This window comes from Allobosea sp. GW821-FHT03A12 (assembly GCF_058986765.1).
In genome coordinates, this window is sequence record NZ_JBYSVZ010000003.1 from 1,151,796 (window position 1) to 1,168,323 (window position 16,528).

Below are 16,528 nucleotides of genomic sequence, written 5' to 3' on the forward strand. Positions count from 1 at the left end.
GTGAAGACACTCACCACCATCGGCTTCGATGCCGACGATACGCTCTGGCAGAACGAGCAGTTCTTCCGGCTGACGGAAAATCGTTTCGTTGCCCTGCTGGGCGAGCATGGCGAGGCGGCCGAGATCTCCGGCAAGCTGCTCGAGGCCGAGAAGCGCAACCTTGCCTTCTACGGCTTCGGCATCAAGGGCTTCACGCTGTCGATGATCGAGACCGCGCTCGAGATCACGCGCGGCCAGGTGCCCCCGGCGGTGATCGGCGAAATCCTTTCGGCCGGCCGGGAGATGCTGGCCCATCCGGTCGAGACCCTGCCGCATGCGCAGGATACGCTCGCTGCGCTCGCCGGCCGCTACAGGCTAGTGCTGATCACCAAGGGCGATCTCTTCGACCAGGAGCGCAAGCTGGCGCAGTCCGGCCTCGGCGACTTCTTCGACGCGGTCGAGATCGTCAGCGACAAGAGCGCCGCGACCTATGAGAAGCTCTTCGCTCGCCATGGCGACGGGGCAGGGCGGGCGCTGATGGTCGGCAATTCCTTGAAGTCCGACATCGTCCCGGCGCTCACCGCCGGCGCCTGGGCCGCGCATGTGCCGCACGAATTGACCTGGGCGCTGGAGCATGCCGAGGAGCCGGCCGGGGAGGCGCGCTTCCGCAAGCTCGCCGATCTCGGCGGGCTGGTTGATCTGGTGCGAGAGATCGGCTGAATTCGCGCACCAGTTTCGGGAGGGGTGAATGCCGGACGACCCCGTCGAGCGCCTGCGCCGCATCTGCCTCGCTCTGCCCGGCGCCAGCGAGAAGGAGGCCTGGGGCGATCCGACCTTCCGGGTGCGCGATCGCATCTTCGCCATGGTGAAGTCTGGCGACGGCCGTTGCTCGCTTTGGTGCAAGGCGCCCGATGGCAGTCAGGAAGTGCTGGTTGGCGCCGATCCCCGACGCTTCTTCGTGCCGCCCTATGTCGGGCACAAGGGCTGGGTCGGCATGCGCCTCGATGATGGTCCCAACTGGGACGAGGTCGCGGCGATCGTGGCGCGTTCCCATGCTCTGACTGGGCCGAAACCGCGCCCTCGCCGGGGCTGACGGCCCGTTAGCTGGACCAGCCTTGCAATTTGTGCTAGCTCCACCGATGTAAGACGAGATGCGGCCGGTTCTGGCCAATCCTCCGCGCGGGTATTCCGACCGGCGGGCCACTTCAGATCCACCACACGTCGATACAAGGCCATGGCAAGGCGTCCGCGCGTCCGGTCATGGGTTCCACGAATACGCGGATCTGAAGTGCAAGGATTAGTCCCGATATGAACAAGGGCACCGTCAAGTGGTTCAACGCCACCAAGGGCTACGGCTTCATCACCCCTGAGGCTGGCGGCCCGGACGTTTTCGTCCACATCAGCGCCGTCGAGCGCGCTGGCCTGCGCGAGCTGCGCGAAGGCCAGGTCGTCTCCTACGAGCTGATCGCTGATCGCAAGACCGGCAAGTCCTCGGCTGGCAACCTCGTCGCCAACTGAAGACCTCTTTCGGGCGGGCCATCAGTGTCCGCCCGTTTCCAGACGCAGGCCATAGCCTGCGATACACGACATCCCCCGGCGCAGTGGCTAGCGGTTCGCCGGGCGGAAAGAGACCATGCGTAGACCGAGACGGCATGTCGAGGCGCTTCCGTTCACCACGTGCGCCCCATTTCGTTCGGCTCAGAAAGACCTGATTTGACCAAATTTACTGACCTCGGCCTGGCCGAGCCGCTTCTCAAAGCGCTCGCCGCCGAAGGTTATGAGACGCCGACGCCGATCCAGGCGCAGGCGATCCCTTCCATTCGCGATGGCCGTGACCTGCTCGGAGCCGCCCAGACCGGCACCGGCAAGACGGCTGCGTTCTCGCTGCCCATGCTGCACCGGCTGCTCAACCAGCCGCGGCGCATGCAGCCGCGCTCGGTGCGCGCTTTGATCCTGTCGCCGACGCGTGAGCTCTCGGCCCAGATCGAGGCCAGCATCCGCAACTACGCCCAGTTCACCTCGCTGAAGTCGACGGTGATCTTCGGCGGCGTGCCGGTCGGCAAGCAGATCCGCGCGCTCGGCCAGCATGTCGACATCCTCGTCGCGACCCCCGGCCGCCTGCTCGACCTCGTCGACCAGCGCGCCGTCTCGCTGCGCGAGATCGAGTTCCTGGTGCTGGACGAAGCCGACCAGATGCTCGACCTCGGCTTCATCCATGCGCTGCGCAAGATCGCGACGCTGATCCCGAAGCAGCGCCAGACCCTGCTGTTCTCGGCGACCATGCCGAAGGCGATCCGCGAGATCGCCCAGGCCTATCTGACCGATCCGGTCGAGGTCGCGGTCGCGCCCGTCGCCACCACCGCCGAGAAGGTCGAACAGCGCGTCATCTTCACGGAAGCCGGCCAGAAGCCGGCCTTGCTGGCGAAGACTTTGAGCGTTCCGGAAATGGAGCGCGCCATCGTCTTCACCCGCACCAAGCACGGCGCCGACAAGGTCGTGCGCCAGCTCGAGCAGGCCGGCATCAAGTCCGCCGCGATCCATGGCAACAAGAGCCAGGGTCAGCGCGAGCGGGCGCTGGGCGCCTTCCGTGACGGCGAATTGCGCATCCTGGTCGCGACCGACATCGCCGCGCGCGGCATCGATGTCGACGGCATCAGCCATGTCGTCAATTTCGACCTGCCGAATGTGCCGGAGACTTATGTTCACCGCATCGGCCGCACGGCGCGCGCCGGCGCCTCGGGCCTCGCCATCGCCTTCTGCACACCGGAAGAGCGCGGCGATCTCGCGGCGATCGAGAAGCTGACCAAGATTGCGCTCACCCCGATCGGCGATGTGCCGCATTGGGATGGCCGCACCCCGAAGAAGCCGCCGCAGAACCGCGGCGGCCGCGGCCAGGGCCGCCCGCAGAACGGGCAGCCGCAAGGGCAGGGACAGCGTCGCGACGGCCGGGGCGCCCCGTCCCATGGCCGTAACGGCCAGCGCCAGGAGCAAGGCGAGCGTCAGGCTCAGCCGCATCGCGAGCCCCGTGCGAACCAGCCGCGCCAGCAGCAGGCGCGTCCGGAGCAGCAGCGTCATGAGCGTCCGGCCCAGCGCCAAGAGGCAGGCGGCGCACGAAAAGACGCGGCTTCCGGCAAGGAAGGGCTTGGCGGCGTCGCGTTCTTGCAGCAAAGAACGGGACAACGACGCACCGGCGGCGGCGGGCGGCGCCCGAACTGACAGGCGCCGTAACCGCTGGGGCTGGGCCGCTACAGGTCTGGCCCCGCGCCGAGGACAAGACGAAGGATCAGCGAATGGCGAAAGAAGAACTGCTCGAATTCGACGGCACAGTGGTCGAGGTGCTCCCGGACGGCAACTACCGGGTGAAGCTCGACAATGACCACGTCATCCTGGCCTATGCGGCCGGCAAGATGAAGAAGAACCGCATCCGCACCATCGCCGGCGACCGCGTGGTCGTCGAGATGTCGCCTTACGACCTCGACAGAGGCCGCATCAATTTCCGCCAGAAGACCGCCAGCCCCGGCCCGATGCCGCCGCGGCCGCAGAACTTCCGTCGGCGCTGACACGCATGCGCTTCAGCCGGCCCGAGCAATTCTTCATCGCGGCCGGCATCGGGCTCGGCGCGCTTGCTTCGCTCGCGGTCAACACCGGCTGGATCGCCAAGGGTGGCTCTTTCCCGCCCTTCGTCTACGTGCTGCTGGCCCTCGCTCTGGTCGAGATCATCGCCGGCTTTGCGACGAAGCAGCCGCCCGGCACCCTGTTCTCCATGCCCGCCCGCATCCTCGCCTTCGCCCTCGGCGTCGGCGTGCTGATCCTGCTGACGGGCAGCTTGGCCTGAGCCGGCAACGACGTTTCAAACTCAACATCGTCCATTCGCGTCATGCTCGCCCTTGTGGCGAGCATCCACGTCTTGAACACCGCACGCGATCAGGGAAGCGAAGGCGTGGATGGTCGGGACAAGCCCGACCATGACGGCGAAGGGCGGCTTGCGCGACGCTTCAGCGTTGACCCCAGGCAAGAAAAAAGCCCCGGCCGAGGCCGGGGCGTGAGGTGTCTGTTACGTGGTGACAGGTACTACGAAGAAAACTCGAAAACTCAGTAGCCAGCCCTTGCCCAATGCTGCGAGCCGGGGCTGACCAGAACCTGGCGCTGGCGCGTCGCATACTCGGCCGGCACGGTCTCGTGCTCGACCCGCGAGGCGCTGACCATGACGCGGCGGCTGCGCTGGCCGTAGACGGCCGGAATGACGTCGTAGTCGACCGAGGCCGGCGAGACTTCGACGGTGCGCTGCTGATAGCCATATTGCGCGGGGACATGCACCCAGCAGCCGGTGGTCTGGCCATAGGCATCGCGGGTGACTTCCCAGCGCTTGGTCGCCGGCGAGATCAGGACCTTCTCGGAAACGGTCCGGTACTGCGCCGGGATGTGGCGGGCGACGCGGCGCTCCGGCTGGAGCACCACCTGCTCGCTGACGGTGTCGTATTGCGCCGGAATGACCCGCGAGAAGGTGCGCTCGGGGCGCACGACATAGCTCTCGTCGACGGTGCCGTAGACCGGCGGGGTCGAGACCAGCTTGTAGCAGGAGCCGCTGCCGCAAGAGCTGACCGGCGCCCGGTAGCAGGAGGAACTGGTGCAGCCACCGGCGAGTGCCGGAGCGGCGAGGCCCATCAGCGCCGTGGTGGCGAGAGCCGAAAGCGAAAGAAGCCTGAACGTCATAGCTGACCCCAACCCTGCGTTGCGCAACGCTGCCGCTGCGTCGTTGGGGTAAGAAAGCCTGAGACGATCTATGAAGACAAGGTTAACTGCAAAACAAGGTAAAATTAACCAGTTTTGCGCGGGCTGGCACCGTCTTGTCGGCTACTGAGATATGCACGGCCGGCCCAGTATTCGACCCCGTTTTCAGGCCGGCCTGCGCAGGGGCAAGCAGCAGAACCGGCCTGTCAGGAAAGGGCTTTCGACTTCGTTCAGTCGATCGCGCCGCGCTTCATGCCGAAGCCTTCGATATAGCAGCTGCAAGGCGTATTCGCCGGCGCCGGCCTGCTGGCCTCGCACGAGCCGCGTGAGGTCACGCAAGTATCGCTGAAGCGCTGGCGATAGGGCCGCTCATAGCCATAGCGCGGGCGGTCGTAGCCATAGGGCGGTGGCGGCCGGTCATAGTCGTAGCGCGGCGCCGGCCGGTAATAGGGATCGTAATACTGGGCGTTCGCGCTGGTCGCGGACGAGATCGCCGCGCCGACGAGGGCTGCGATCGCGAGGGTCCTGAACATCATGGCTATCCTCCTGGTCTCCTTGCGGCCATGGCCGCAGGCCGGATCCTGGGCAGGAGAATAGGGGGCGACCGATGAACAATGGCTGAGCGTCGAGCGTCTCAGCTGCCGGCCTTCATGTTCGCCGCCCAGTATTCCTCGACCTGCCTGACCAGCGTCGGCGGCAGCGGGACATAGCCCAATGTGGCGGCGTCGGCCGCGCCGTTCGTGAAGGACAGGCGGAAGAAGTCGAGCACCTCCTGCGTGCGGCGCGTCTGCGGCTTCGGCACCAGAGCAAAGGTGGTGGCGACGATCGGATAGGCTCCTGCGCCAGGCGCATCGGTCAGCATCAGCGAGAAATCCTTGGCCTTGACCCATTCGGCGCTCGCCGCAGCCGCCGTGAAGCTCGCCTGGTCCGGCGTGACGAAGACGCCCGCCTTGTTCTGCACCAGCGCATAGGCGAGGCCGGCGCGCACGACCTGGCCGAATTCGACATAGCCGATCGCGTTCTTGGTCGATTTCACCGCATCCGCCATGCCCTGGCTGCGCTGCGCGCCAGTGCCGACGGGCCAGGGAACCTGTGTGTTGACGCCGACCTTGTCGCGCCATTCCGGGCTCGCTTTGGCGAGATAGTCGGTCCAGTTGAAGCTCGTGCCCGAGCCGTCGGCGCGATAGATCACGCTGATCGGGGCATCCGGCAGCTTCAGCTCGGGATTCACCGCCTTGAGCGCCGGATCGGACCAGAGCTTGATCCGGCCGAGATAGATCTCGGCGAGGAGCGGGCCGGTGAAGCGGATCTGGCCGGGGCCGATGCCGTCGAGGTTCACCACCGGGGCGATGCCGCCCATCACGATCGGGAACTGGATCAGGGCCGAGCGCTGCAATTCATCGGAGGAGAGCGGGCGGTCGGAGGCGCCGAAATCGGCAGCGCGCTGGGTGACGCGGACCTCGCCGCCGAGCGAGCCGATCGGCTCGTAGTCGACGCCGATGTCGAGCGGGGTCATCTCGGCGCCGTCCGACTTGGCGACGCGATAGTTCTGCGCCCATTTGCCGATGATCGGGAAAGCGAAGCTCGACCCGGCGCCGGTGATAGGCTCGGCTGCAGCAGGTATCATGGATGAGCCGAGAAGGGCGCCGGCGATAGCCAGCCTGGCCAGGAGCTTCATCAGTCTCTCTCCCCGATCGGAGCCCGGCAGCGGGCCGTGGCGAACGGGGTGACGCTAGGGCGGGGCGGTGACGCCGCGATGACGCGTGCCCAGCTACAAAAAGACCCCGCGGGCGCCGGCCCGCGGGGTCTCTCTTCGATAGCGACACCCACTTCACAGCGGGCCGTGCTGCTACCGGTCAGTGCCAGGTCTGGCGGCCGTACCAGTCATCGACATCGGTGCGGGCCTTGTCCTTCGCGATCCCATAGCGCTCCTGGATCTTGCCTTCGAGCTGGTCGCGCTTGCCGGCGATGACGTCGAGATCGTCATCGGTCAGCTTGCCCCACTGCTCCTTGACCTTGCCCTTGAGCTGCTTCCAGTTCCCTTCGACGCGGTTCCAGTCCATCGGACGCTCCTCGTGTTTGTAATGGGTGTGCCAGAACAACGCGTGGATGACGGAATGGTTCGGCAGAAAGCCACATCGCCGTCAAATGCCGGGCCTACAGGCGCTCCTGATCGCGGCCCGCCAGCCGTGCCCGCACGCGTGGCGTTGCCCAATCCAGGAAGGCGCGGACCTTCAGGCTGCGCAGGCCGCCTGCGGCATAGGCGAGGCTGACCGGCAGCGGTGCCGGGGCAAAATCCTCCAGAACCGCTTCGAGAGTGCCCTGCCGAAGCTGGTCCTCGACCTGGTAGGACAGCACGCGCACGAGGCCGAATCCGGCCAGCGCCGCATCGATCGCCGCGGTCGTCGAGTTCACCGAGAGCCGTGCTCTGGGTTCCTCGCCGAGGGCCGGGTTGTCGCCGCGATAGCGCCATTCCGGGGTGACCGAGAAGCCACGGAAGGAGATGCCGTCATGGGCCGCGAGGTCCTCCGGCGTCCGCGGCCTGCCGCGGCGATCAAGATAGGCCGGACTGGCGCAGATCACGCGGCGGACCTCGCCGACCTTCGCCGCGATCAGCCCCCCGCCATCGAGATGGCCGATCCGCACGGCGACGTCGATATGCTCGTCGCTGAGGTTGATCTGACGATCCTCAAGATGGAGCCTGAGCGAGATCTCGGGGTTCTGCTCCAGGAAGGCGAGGGCGACCGGCATGACATGGCGCTGGCCGAACAAGGTCGAGGCTGTGAGGCGTAGTTCGCCGCGGGGCGCGCTGTATTCGCCGGCAGCGATACGCTCGGCCTCCTCGACCTGTTCGAGAATCCGCCGGCTGGCTTCAAGATAGGCCCGGCCGGCCTCGGTCAGCTCGGTGCCGCGCCGGGTGCGCAGCATCAGCTTGGCCTGCAGATGCGCTTCGAGATCGGCGATCTTGCGGCTGACGGTGGCGAGCGGCATGCGCAGCTTGCGCGCGGCCGCCGACAGGCTCCCGGCTTCCACGGTCGCGAGCAGCACTGCCATGGCGTCGAGGCGATCCATCAGCCTTCCATATTTCGGGAGGTTGTCTCCATAGTTTGTCCATAGCACCCGATCATCGGGAGGAATACGTCAATCTCCACAAGGCGCCGCTCTTGGCGCCGATGCTCGGACGAGCCCAGGAGTCGACGATGACCGGTCTTTCACGCAGGGGATTTTCGCTGGGCTTCCCGGCCCTGGCGGCGGCTGGCGCTGGCCTGTCGTCGGTCGGTCTGGCGCAGGCGCCAGCCACGGCCGAGCGCGCGGCGCCCCCGCCCTTGGCGCAGCTCAGGATCGGCCGCTTCACGGTGACCGCGCTGAGCGACGGCTATGTCGATATGCCCTATGAGTACTTCCCCGGCCGCTCAGCTGCCGAGGTCGAGGCGCTGGCGAGGGCGCAGTTCTCGGCGCGGCCCGGCGGCATCCGGATGATGTTCAACCAGTACCTGATCGAGGACGGCAGGAGCCGCACCCTGATCGATGCCGGGCCGGGCGGCACGATCGGCCAGTCGGGCAGGCTGCCTGCGGGCCTGAGCGCGCTCGGCCTCGACCGCGGCAGGATCGACGCCGTGATCGTCACCCATATGCACCAGGACCATATCGGCGGCCTCGTCGCCGGCGAGCGGGCCAATTTCGCCAAGGCCGAGATCTATGTCGACCGGCGCGAGCTGGCGCACTGGACCAGTCCGGCGACCCGCTCGGCCTCGCCCGCCTATCTCCAGAACGGCATCAAGCTCTCCGGAGAGGTGGCCCGCCTCTATCCCAAGCTGCAGGCCATCGACGGTGAGCGCGAGATCGTCCCCGGCGTCTCCATCGTCGACCTTGCCGGCCACACCCCGGGCCATATCGGCGTGCGCATCGCCGATGCCGGCCAGAGCCTGGTCATGGCCGGCGACATGCTCTTCCCGGTGGTTCACCCGGCCGGGCTGGACGTGAATTTCCTGTTCGAGCAGGACCGCCCGGCGGCTCAGGCGATGCGCACCCGCTTCTTCCAGCGTGCGGCTGCGGAAGGCTCGCTGATCGCCGCGACGCATATGCCGTTCCCGGGGCTCGGCCGCGTCGTCGCCGATCAGGGCCAGTATCGTTGGCTGCCGGCCGCCTGGGCTTTTCAGGACTAGAAGGCGCCATCCCAGGGTCATGAGCGAGGCCGGGATCAGTCCCGGCCTCGCCGCAGCAAGAAATCGGCGATCCGCTAAAATGCGAGCTAAATCCGTATCAGTCGGCCAAGGGCCTGCAGGTTAGGGAGGAGCATCACAGCCCAGAACAGGCCATGACATACTCATCGCAAGACATCACGAACGCCCTCCTGCGGATCAAGGAGGATGGGTTCGTCCTCGACAACGACGCCTTCGGCTATGCCGCGATCAGATGGGACGCCCGCCGGCTCAAGCGCGATTTGCGCGAAGCCGGCTATGCCGGCGCCGATTTGGTCCAGGGCCGGATGACGAACGAGGGCGAGTCGATCTGCTGGCTCTACAACCCCGACATGGTCGCCAAGGATAGGGTCGATCGCCTCGCCGCGGCACGGCATTCGGCGTTGTACGGAGAGTAGCTGTCGCAGCTGGACTGGTTTGGCTTGGTCTAGCCAGTCTCGTTGCGCGATCGCTTGCGTTCTACGCTGCGCGAAAAGCAGACGGAAACCGATCGGACGCCCCTCACCGGCGGAGCGCTCGCGTGTTCGTCTTATAGGCTGGGTCAACGCGATGCGTCTTGATCAGCCTGATGGCCGGGTTCGCGATGGGCTGCGCTGCCGGCTCAAGCCCTGGTAGCAGCTTCAGGTCTTCGCCCGATCGGATCGGTCCATCATCCTCGTGGAGGAGGCGCTCGGAAACACGGCGCCGGACATTCCGGAAAGCACTTTCGGGGGTATCCGCAAGATCGGAACAAATCCAGCCGCCTTCAATTGTTAGAATTCCCCTGGTGAGGCGACATAGCTATGGTTGCATCATGCCGGAATCATCCGGGGCGGTGCCAGCTATACGGGGCTCGACATGCGTAGTGGGTTCAAGGCGCGTGCAGCTGGAAAGTGCTTTCGCACGGCCAGTGTCGCAGCTTTGGCGTTTGGCTGCGGCGCAGCACCTGCGGCGCTCGCCGGGACATATTACGTCAGCAATTATACCGAGCTCGTGAATGCCGTGACTGCCGCGAATGCGAGCCCCGATGCCAGCTCCGTCATCATCCTGACCCAGAACATCAGCATGGCCGGGCCTCTCAGCTCGCCCAGCAAGAATCTGACCGTCGATACCCGCGGCTTTACGATCACCGAGAGCGCCTCGATACCGGGTACGCTGGGCTCGCACCTCACATTACAGGGCTCCTTCAAGGGAACAGATGTATCGGGCCCCGGTGCCGGTGGGGCAGGGTTCAGTCAAACCTCCCAGTCAAATCGCAGCATTATTACGAACAACGGTTCGATCACGGGCGGCTCTTCAGCGTGGGTATCCGGCGGGGTCGGGGTCTCGTTGAGCGGCGGCGGAGGCGTGTTCGTCAACAATGGCAAGGTCACGGGTGGGTTTGGCGATGTTGCAGGCGGGAGCGGTCTGACGGTCAGCGAATACACCGTGGTCAATTCCGGTACGATTGAAGGCGGTAGTACGTGGGGCTTCGGTGGAGGCGGCGTTGGCGTTGATCTTGGCGGCCCCAGCGGCGGGTCTGCTTCAAGCTTGACCAACACCGGCACCATTCGCGGCGGCTTTGCAGTGAGCAACGGCTATAATAATTTTCCGGGCGGAATCGGCGTCGCCGTTCGGAACAGCAACAGCCCCATTGTCAATTCCGGACTGATCGAGGGATGGGGCTCCTCGGCAATCATGGCCACTGGTGAAACTGTCTCGCTCAATATCGTGAACTCCGGCACGATCCGGATATACAACCCTCAGAATGGTGGCACCCAGATTGCCATCGGGTGGGCAAGCGGTGTCACCCCTACGACCGGTTCGCTCACCCTGGAATTGCAGGCCGGATCGGTCATCGAAGGCAAGGTCGTAGCGAACGCGGCCGGTGGCAATGACGTGCTGCGGTTCGGGGGCTCCGGCGACTGGAACCTCGGCGGTGGCATCGGCAGCACCGGCCAGTATCAGAACTTCGACAAATTGGAGAAGACCGGCTCCAGCACCTGGACGATCACCGACGGTGGCGATTTCTCGGGCACGACGACGATCAGCGAAGGCGGGCTGATCGTGAACGGCTCGCTCGCCAACTCGGCGGTGACGGTTGCGTCGGGCGCGCGGCTCGGCGGCTCGGGCACGGTCGGGGCGACGACGGTCGCGTCCGGCGCACGGATCACGCCCGGTAATTCGATCGGCACGCTGACGGTCAACGGCGCCTATGTCCAGAGCACCGGGGCGGTCTACGAGGTCGAGCTCGATCCGCGCACCACGAGCTCCGACCGCATCGACGTGAAGGGCACTGCCACCCTCGCCAATGGTGCGACCATCTCGGTCGTCAACTATACTGGCGGGGCCTATATCCCCGGCCAGCGTTTCACCATCCTGACCTCGACCGGTCTGACCGGCAGCTATGGCAATACCGACCTCGTCATCTCGCCCTTCCTGAGCCTGCGTAACGGCACCGATCCGACCAATGCGTATCTGACGGTAGTCCAGACGCGCTCGATCGCCAGTCTCGGCACCACTGCGAACGAGATTTCGATCGGCGGGGCCATCGACAGCCTGCCGGGCGGCAATCTCGTGCTGACCCAGCTGACCAATGCGCCGACGATCGAGTCGGCCCGTGGCGCGCTCGGCTACCTCACTGGCGAACTCCATGCCTCGGCCCGCAGCGTGCTCCTCGGCGAGAGCTGGCAGTTGCACAACGCGGTGAACGATCGCCTGCGCGCGGCCTTCGGCACGGTTGGCGCTGCTCCGATGGCGACCCTGTCCTATGGCTTCACTGCCGATCTCGCCCCCGCCGCGAAGGGGCCGATGCCGAAGCCACCCTCGATCGAGCGCTTTGCTGTCTGGGGCCAGGGCTATGGTTCCTGGGGCCGAACCGGCAGCGACGGCAATGCCGCGAGCCTCTCTCGCTCGACTGGCGGCTTCCTCCTCGGCGCCGATGCCGCGATCTTCGAGAGCCTGCGCCTCGGCGTCGTCGCCGGCTACAGCCGCAGCCGCTTCTCGGTGAACAGCCGACTCTCCTCGGGCGAGAGCGACAATTACCATCTCGGCCTCTATGGCGGCGGGCAGTGGGGCGCGCTCGGTCTGCGGCTGGGCGCGAGCTATACCTGGCACGAGGTCGCGACCCGCCGTGGTGTCGTCTTGGCTGGGCTCGGCGACCTCCTGCGCGCCGACTACGATGCCGGCACGGCGCAAGTGTTCGGCGAGCTCGGCTATCGCATCGATCTCGGCCAGACCGCGGTCGGTCAGGTCGCGCTGGAGCCCTTCGCCGGCTTGACCTACGTCATGCTGCGCAGCAACGGCTTCATCGAACGGGGTGGAGCCGCGGCGCTGTCCGGCTACAGCGACGACACCGGCCTCGGCTATGCGACATTGGGCCTGCGTGCTGCGACGACCGCTCGTCTCGCCGGCCTGGATGTCACGCTGCGCGGCGGGCTCGGCTGGCGCCACGCCTTCGGCGATGTCGACCCGAAGGCGACGCTCGCCTTCGCCGGCGGCAACCCGTTTAGCATCGCCGGCCTGCCGATCGCCCGCAACGCCGCCCTCGTCGAGGCCGGGCTCGACTTCGCGCTCAGTTCCAACACCACCCTCGGCGCCTCCTACACCGCCCAGCTTGCGAGCGACACGCAGGACCACGCCTTCAAGGCAAACCTCGCCATCAGGTTCTAGCCGCGGCAAATGCCGGCAATGTTGGCGATCGAAACCGGATACCGAGCGTCTGCTGGGTTTCGAGTTCGCCAGTGGCGGGAAGGCGCGCAGGAATGGCGCGGCACTCGGCCTCTATGGTGAATGGCTGTCGGCGTGGACGTCCGCGCCTATCGTCTCTGCTGCGTGCAGCCGGGCGTCGGGGCGTCCTGTTCGAGGGCCGCCGCCTGGCCGTCATAGTCGCTCGCCATCTCGGTCAGGCGGGCCGCGCCCTCGCTGTCACGGGCCGTGTCGGCCCAGCGGCGGCACATCAACGCCTTCACGCGCAGGGCCTGAGCCTGCCGAACTCTGTCATAGTCCATGGCGGCGCTCCAACACACCAGATCACCAACGCAGCTTGCGACCGTCAGGAGCGAAAACGCTTCGATCGCGGGAGTGATCACGCGAGCCTGAAGGGCCTGAAACGGGTTACCGTTCAAGCGGGCTTTTGGATGCACAGGCCGAAATCAAGAGCGTCGAGCTGCCGTGGTGCAACTGCGTATCGTCTTTGAGTTCACCTTACTATTTGATCGGCAAAGTACCACCGCATGTTGTCGGCAGCGTTAATGGCAAAAGCCAGCAGCGATCGCCCCGTACGTTAAGCATATTTCTCAACGAAGACTGGCGTGAACCGAAGTTCGGCGCAAATCAACCTAACGGAAATGGCGAGTGGCTGTCTAAATAGCTAGAATCGACGCGTAGCGCACGAATGTCGCCGACGTCAGGCGATGAGCGTAATCGATCGAGGCGAACGCCGAATATTGCCGTGTCGGGTGGCCAGATAAAGCGCCAGCTATGTCTGCCCCGGCCGCAGCTTGTAGAAGACGTGCCGGCCGATCGTGTCCATCTTCTTCAGCTTTCGCGCCCAGTAAGGTCTCACGTAATCAGCATGATAATGCGTGGAGGCGCCGACCTCGGCCAGGTAGGTGGTGCCATCATAGACCTCGCGGGCGATGCGGACCGCGTCGCGCCAGGGGCCGGGCTCGGTGATGCGCAGCGACTTGCCCTCGCAGGCGAAGGTGAACTGGCAGGCGAGATAGCGGCTGGCGTTCTGGTAGACCGTGCCGCAGACGCTGTTCGGGTAGAGCCCGCTCTTGACCCGGTTGAGCACCACCTGCGCCACGGCGGCGCGGCCCTGCTCGCCTTCCGAGCGCGCTTCGAAATAGACGGCTTCGGCCAGGCAGCGCTGCTCCTTGGCCATGTTCTCGGGCGCGATCAGGCTGGTGTAGATCTGCTTCTCGGCGAAATCGACGGTGCGCAGGTCCGTGGGTGTCCCCGGCGTCGATTTCGCGACGCGGCTGCGCGATTTCGGCTCGGCGGCGACCGGCGCCATCTGCATCGGCGTGGCGGAGGCGCCCCCAGCGATGCCGGTGGCTGTCGGCGTGCTGGAGGACTGGCCGAGCGCGGCGGGGACGGATGGCGTCGCGCCGTCGAGGTTTTCCGGATTCAGTTCGCCATGGCGCGGAGCGCCGTTGCTCTTCGGAACAGCCGTCGGCGAGGAATCGGACAGGGCCGGGTCGGTCACGCCCTCGTCGCGCAGGAAGGGCTCGAAGCCGAGCGGCGGTTCCTCCGGGCTTTCCAGCGCCTCGAGCGAGAAGCCGCCCGAGATCAGCCCGGGTTGGGTGTCGCCGAACACGACCTGTTCGAGCTCGCCGGGCGGGCCATTGCGGGTCAGCGTCGGGCGCAGGGACACGATCGGGTCGCCCTTGCTGCTGCGGTCGACCTGCGGGAAGGCGCTGGCCGAGCGTTTCATGTCCTCGCGCGGATGGCGCGGGTCGATCGCGAAGGTTCGCTCGGGTGTCTCGAAGGAGAGGCGGGCCGGCTGGATCAGCCTTGCATAGGCGCGCTCCGGCATATGGAAGGCGCTGGCGGCGACGAGCAGGGACGGTCCATCAGCGAGATCGGAGAGCGGGCCGGGAGCGGTGCGCGGGATCAGCGAGCCCGGCGGGCCCAGCGGCCCCGGATTCTGCCCGGCCGAGGCGGTGAAGGAGACGAGCATGCCGGCCGAGAGCGCCCAGGGGGCGACGGTCGCCAGCGCCCAGCGCAGCTTCTGCCAGCCCATTCGCTTCGATCGCCGACGCAGACGCAACGGACCTAGGCCCTCATATCGAGAAGACGAAAGACGAGTGGCCGCGAATCCGATGATGCAAATTCGCGACAGTTGGATAATCCCTTGTCAGGGTTGAAGGGGGGTTAACGGCCACCGGTTCGACACGCCAAGCTCTCCGCCAAAAGACGGCTTTCGCGATCGACGATTCTTCCCTTATGCTGCGCCGCAACAAAGGGAGAGAGACATGAACGCCACCGCCATCAAGGCTGATTCCGAAGCCAATGCCGTCGCGCTGATCGCCGCGGCGCTGCCGGGCTTCGAGACCTTGCTGGAGGAGGCAATTGCCGCCGTCAGGCAGAAGGTGCTGGTCGATGGCCGGATTTCCTCGGCCAGGCTGGAGCAGGAGCAGCACGCCGCTCACGGCCTCTCCTGGCTCGCCACCTATGTGATGGGCCTGCGCGAGCTTAAGGCCTATGGCGAGCGTCTGCAGGAAGAGGATCGCTATGGCGCGATCGAGGATTACGCCATCCGGATCGGCGCCGGCGAATACGCTGCCCAGATCTTCGGCGGCATTCCGATGAGCCAGGGCGAGATCGTCCGCCTGCCGACGCTCGGCCTCTCGGCCAAGGCCGTCGCCGCCGCCTGCTCCGACGCCGCGGAGGCGCTGATCGCCGAGGGCAATACGCCTGAGAACCGCGCCCGTTTTGTCGCGCTGTTCAGCCAGAGCCAGGGCCTCGCCAGCGTCGGCGATCCCGGCCTCGACGAGACGCTGGAGGCGATCCGCTCCGAGATGCGCCGCTTCTGCGAGCAGCAGGTGACGCCGCATGCGCATGAATGGCATCTTCAGAACGAATACATCCCGCTGCCCGTCGTCGAGCAGATGGCCGAGCTCGGCGTCTTCGGCCTGACCATCCCCGAGGAATTCGGCGGCATGGGCCTGTCGAAGGTCTCGATGTGCGTCGTCTCCGAGGAGCTCTCGCGCGGCTATATCGGCGTCGGCTCGCTCGGCACCCGCTCGGAGATCGCCGCCGAGCTGATCCTCAACGGCGGCACCGACGAGCAGAAGGCCTATTGGCTGCCGAAAATCGCTTCCGGCGAGATCCTGCCGACCGCGGTCTTCACCGAGCCCAATACCGGCTCGGATCTCGCCTCGCTGCGCACCAAGGCAGTGAAGGACGGCGACAGCTGGAAGGTCTATGGCAACAAGACCTGGATCACCCATCCCGTCCGCGCCGACATCATGACGCTGCTGGTCCGCACCGATCCGGATGCGCCGGGCTATCGCGGCCTCTCCATGCTGATCGCCGAGAAGCCGCGCGGCACGGATGCCGAGCCGTTCCCGGTCGAGGGCCTGACCGGCGGCGAGATCGAGGTGCTCGGCTATCGCGGCATGAAGGAATACGAGCTCGCCTTCGACGGTTTCGAGGTGAAGGGGGAGAACCTGCTCGGCGGCGTCGAGGGCCAGGGCTTCAAGCAGCTGATGCAGACCTTCGAGGCCGCCCGCATCCAGACCGCGGCGCGCGCGCTCGGCGTCGCGCAATCGGCCTTCGATCTCGGCCTGCGCTATGCTCAGGAGCGCATCCAGTTCGGCAAGCCGCTGATCGCTTTCCCGCGCGTCGCCGACAAGCTCGCCATGATGGCGGCCGAGCTCGTCATCGCCCGCCAGCTCACCTATTTCGCCGCCCGCGAGAAGGATGCCGACCGACGCTGTGACCTCGAGGCCGGCATGGCCAAGCTGCTCGGCGCCCGCGTCGCCTGGGCGGCGGCCGACAACGCCCTGCAGATCCATGGCGGCAACGGCTTTGCGCTGGAATACCCGGTCAGCCGCGTGCTCTGCGACGCCCGTATCCTCAACATCTTCGAGGGCGCCGCCGAAATCCAGGCGCAAGTGATCGCGCGCAGGCTGGTTGAGGGGTGACGG

General features: G+C 66.2%; 17 protein-coding genes. 10 read left to right on the top strand and 7 right to left on the bottom strand.

The window, feature by feature from the left end; translation table 11 throughout:
* From AC3WLC_RS12980 to AC3WLC_RS13005, 6 genes are all read left to right on the top strand, one after another.
* Window positions 1-699, top strand: a complete 699-nt coding sequence (locus AC3WLC_RS12980) for an HAD family hydrolase (RefSeq protein WP_493684312.1) — start codon at window positions 1-3, stop codon at window positions 697-699.
* Between the two features lie 28 nt (window positions 700-727).
* Window positions 728-1,072, top strand: a complete 345-nt coding sequence (locus AC3WLC_RS12985) for an MmcQ/YjbR family DNA-binding protein (RefSeq protein WP_493684313.1) — start codon at window positions 728-730, stop codon at window positions 1,070-1,072.
* A 215-nt stretch (window positions 1,073-1,287) separates the two neighbouring features.
* Window positions 1,288-1,497 (top strand): cold-shock protein, encoded by a 210-nt coding sequence (locus AC3WLC_RS12990; RefSeq protein WP_291675242.1) that lies wholly within the window; start codon window positions 1,288-1,290, stop codon window positions 1,495-1,497.
* A 195-nt stretch (window positions 1,498-1,692) separates the two neighbouring features.
* A complete protein-coding gene (locus AC3WLC_RS12995) occupies window positions 1,693-3,195 on the top strand; it encodes a DEAD/DEAH box helicase (protein WP_493684314.1) in 1,503 nt (500 codons plus the stop codon).
* A gap of 74 nt (window positions 3,196-3,269) precedes the next feature.
* Window positions 3,270-3,539, top strand: a complete 270-nt coding sequence (gene infA / locus AC3WLC_RS13000) for a translation initiation factor IF-1 (RefSeq protein ID WP_057187732.1) — start codon at window positions 3,270-3,272, stop codon at window positions 3,537-3,539.
* Between the two features lie 5 nt (window positions 3,540-3,544).
* The gene (locus tag AC3WLC_RS13005) at window positions 3,545-3,814 is read left to right on the top strand and encodes a hypothetical protein (protein ID WP_493684315.1); all 270 of its coding nucleotides are present in this window, start codon (window positions 3,545-3,547) and stop codon (window positions 3,812-3,814) included.
* Window positions 3,815-4,071: 257 nt separating this feature from the next.
* On the opposite strand, the gene AC3WLC_RS13010 is transcribed toward AC3WLC_RS13005, so the two are convergent.
* From AC3WLC_RS13010 to AC3WLC_RS13030, 5 genes are all read right to left on the bottom strand, one after another.
* On the bottom strand, window positions 4,072-4,692 hold the full coding sequence (locus AC3WLC_RS13010) for a hypothetical protein (RefSeq protein ID WP_493684316.1): 621 nt from the start codon (window positions 4,690-4,692) through the stop codon (window positions 4,072-4,074).
* Between the two features lie 248 nt (window positions 4,693-4,940).
* Window positions 4,941-5,246: a hypothetical protein gene (locus tag AC3WLC_RS13015; protein ID WP_493684317.1), complete on the bottom strand. Its 306-nt coding sequence runs from the start codon at window positions 5,244-5,246 to the stop codon at window positions 4,941-4,943.
* A 98-nt stretch (window positions 5,247-5,344) separates the two neighbouring features.
* The gene (pstS, locus tag AC3WLC_RS13020; RefSeq protein WP_493684318.1) at window positions 5,345-6,388 is read right to left on the bottom strand and encodes a phosphate ABC transporter substrate-binding protein PstS; all 1,044 of its coding nucleotides are present in this window, start codon (window positions 6,386-6,388) and stop codon (window positions 5,345-5,347) included.
* 178 nt (window positions 6,389-6,566) lie between these two features.
* Window positions 6,567-6,773 (bottom strand): CsbD family protein, encoded by a 207-nt coding sequence (locus AC3WLC_RS13025; RefSeq protein WP_493684319.1) that lies wholly within the window; start codon window positions 6,771-6,773, stop codon window positions 6,567-6,569.
* 94 nt (window positions 6,774-6,867) lie between these two features.
* On the bottom strand, window positions 6,868-7,782 hold the full coding sequence (locus AC3WLC_RS13030) for a LysR family transcriptional regulator (protein WP_493684320.1): 915 nt from the start codon (window positions 7,780-7,782) through the stop codon (window positions 6,868-6,870).
* Between the two features lie 128 nt (window positions 7,783-7,910).
* Between AC3WLC_RS13030 and AC3WLC_RS13035 the strand changes: the two genes are divergently transcribed.
* From AC3WLC_RS13035 to AC3WLC_RS13045, 3 genes are all read left to right on the top strand, one after another.
* Window positions 7,911-8,876 (top strand): MBL fold metallo-hydrolase, encoded by a 966-nt coding sequence (locus AC3WLC_RS13035; RefSeq protein ID WP_493684321.1) that lies wholly within the window; start codon window positions 7,911-7,913, stop codon window positions 8,874-8,876.
* 152 nt (window positions 8,877-9,028) lie between these two features.
* Window positions 9,029-9,310: a hypothetical protein gene (locus tag AC3WLC_RS13040; RefSeq protein ID WP_493684322.1), complete on the top strand. Its 282-nt coding sequence runs from the start codon at window positions 9,029-9,031 to the stop codon at window positions 9,308-9,310.
* A 439-nt stretch (window positions 9,311-9,749) separates the two neighbouring features.
* The gene (locus AC3WLC_RS13045; protein WP_493684323.1) at window positions 9,750-12,542 is read left to right on the top strand and encodes an autotransporter family protein; all 2,793 of its coding nucleotides are present in this window, start codon (window positions 9,750-9,752) and stop codon (window positions 12,540-12,542) included.
* A 146-nt stretch (window positions 12,543-12,688) separates the two neighbouring features.
* On the opposite strand, the gene AC3WLC_RS13050 is transcribed toward AC3WLC_RS13045, so the two are convergent.
* Window positions 12,689-12,880, bottom strand: a complete 192-nt coding sequence (locus AC3WLC_RS13050; RefSeq protein ID WP_493684324.1) for a hypothetical protein — start codon at window positions 12,878-12,880, stop codon at window positions 12,689-12,691.
* A gap of 470 nt (window positions 12,881-13,350) precedes the next feature.
* Window positions 13,351-14,619 (bottom strand): cell wall hydrolase, encoded by a 1,269-nt coding sequence (locus AC3WLC_RS13055; protein WP_493684325.1) that lies wholly within the window; start codon window positions 14,617-14,619, stop codon window positions 13,351-13,353.
* Window positions 14,620-14,851: 232 nt separating this feature from the next.
* Between AC3WLC_RS13055 and AC3WLC_RS13060 the strand changes: the two genes are divergently transcribed.
* Window positions 14,852-16,525: an acyl-CoA dehydrogenase family protein gene (locus AC3WLC_RS13060; RefSeq protein WP_493684326.1), complete on the top strand. Its 1,674-nt coding sequence runs from the start codon at window positions 14,852-14,854 to the stop codon at window positions 16,523-16,525.
* Window positions 16,526-16,528: the final 3 nt, after the last annotated feature.

Coding starts and splice junctions, on each gene's coding strand:
- AC3WLC_RS13035 (WP_493684321.1), top strand. CDS start 7,911: ATGACCGGTCTTTCACGCAGGGGATTTTCGCTGGGCTTCCCGGCCCTG.
- AC3WLC_RS12985 (WP_493684313.1), top strand. CDS start 728: ATGCCGGACGACCCCGTCGAGCGCCTGCGCCGCATCTGCCTCGCTCTG.
- pstS (WP_493684318.1), bottom strand. CDS start 6,388: ATGAAGCTCCTGGCCAGGCTGGCTATCGCCGGCGCCCTTCTCGGCTCA.
- AC3WLC_RS13055 (WP_493684325.1), bottom strand. CDS start 14,619: ATGGGCTGGCAGAAGCTGCGCTGGGCGCTGGCGACCGTCGCCCCCTGG.
- AC3WLC_RS13030 (WP_493684320.1), bottom strand. CDS start 7,782: ATGGATCGCCTCGACGCCATGGCAGTGCTGCTCGCGACCGTGGAAGCC.
- AC3WLC_RS13040 (WP_493684322.1), top strand. CDS start 9,029: ATGACATACTCATCGCAAGACATCACGAACGCCCTCCTGCGGATCAAG.
- AC3WLC_RS13005 (WP_493684315.1), top strand. CDS start 3,545: ATGCGCTTCAGCCGGCCCGAGCAATTCTTCATCGCGGCCGGCATCGGG.
- AC3WLC_RS13045 (WP_493684323.1), top strand. CDS start 9,750: ATGCGTAGTGGGTTCAAGGCGCGTGCAGCTGGAAAGTGCTTTCGCACG.
- AC3WLC_RS13010 (WP_493684316.1), bottom strand. CDS start 4,692: ATGACGTTCAGGCTTCTTTCGCTTTCGGCTCTCGCCACCACGGCGCTG.
- AC3WLC_RS12990 (WP_291675242.1), top strand. CDS start 1,288: ATGAACAAGGGCACCGTCAAGTGGTTCAACGCCACCAAGGGCTACGGC.
- AC3WLC_RS13050 (WP_493684324.1), bottom strand. CDS start 12,880: ATGGACTATGACAGAGTTCGGCAGGCTCAGGCCCTGCGCGTGAAGGCG.
- AC3WLC_RS13025 (WP_493684319.1), bottom strand. CDS start 6,773: ATGGACTGGAACCGCGTCGAAGGGAACTGGAAGCAGCTCAAGGGCAAG.
- AC3WLC_RS13060 (WP_493684326.1), top strand. CDS start 14,852: ATGAACGCCACCGCCATCAAGGCTGATTCCGAAGCCAATGCCGTCGCG.
- AC3WLC_RS13015 (WP_493684317.1), bottom strand. CDS start 5,246: ATGATGTTCAGGACCCTCGCGATCGCAGCCCTCGTCGGCGCGGCGATC.
- infA (WP_057187732.1), top strand. CDS start 3,270: ATGGCGAAAGAAGAACTGCTCGAATTCGACGGCACAGTGGTCGAGGTG.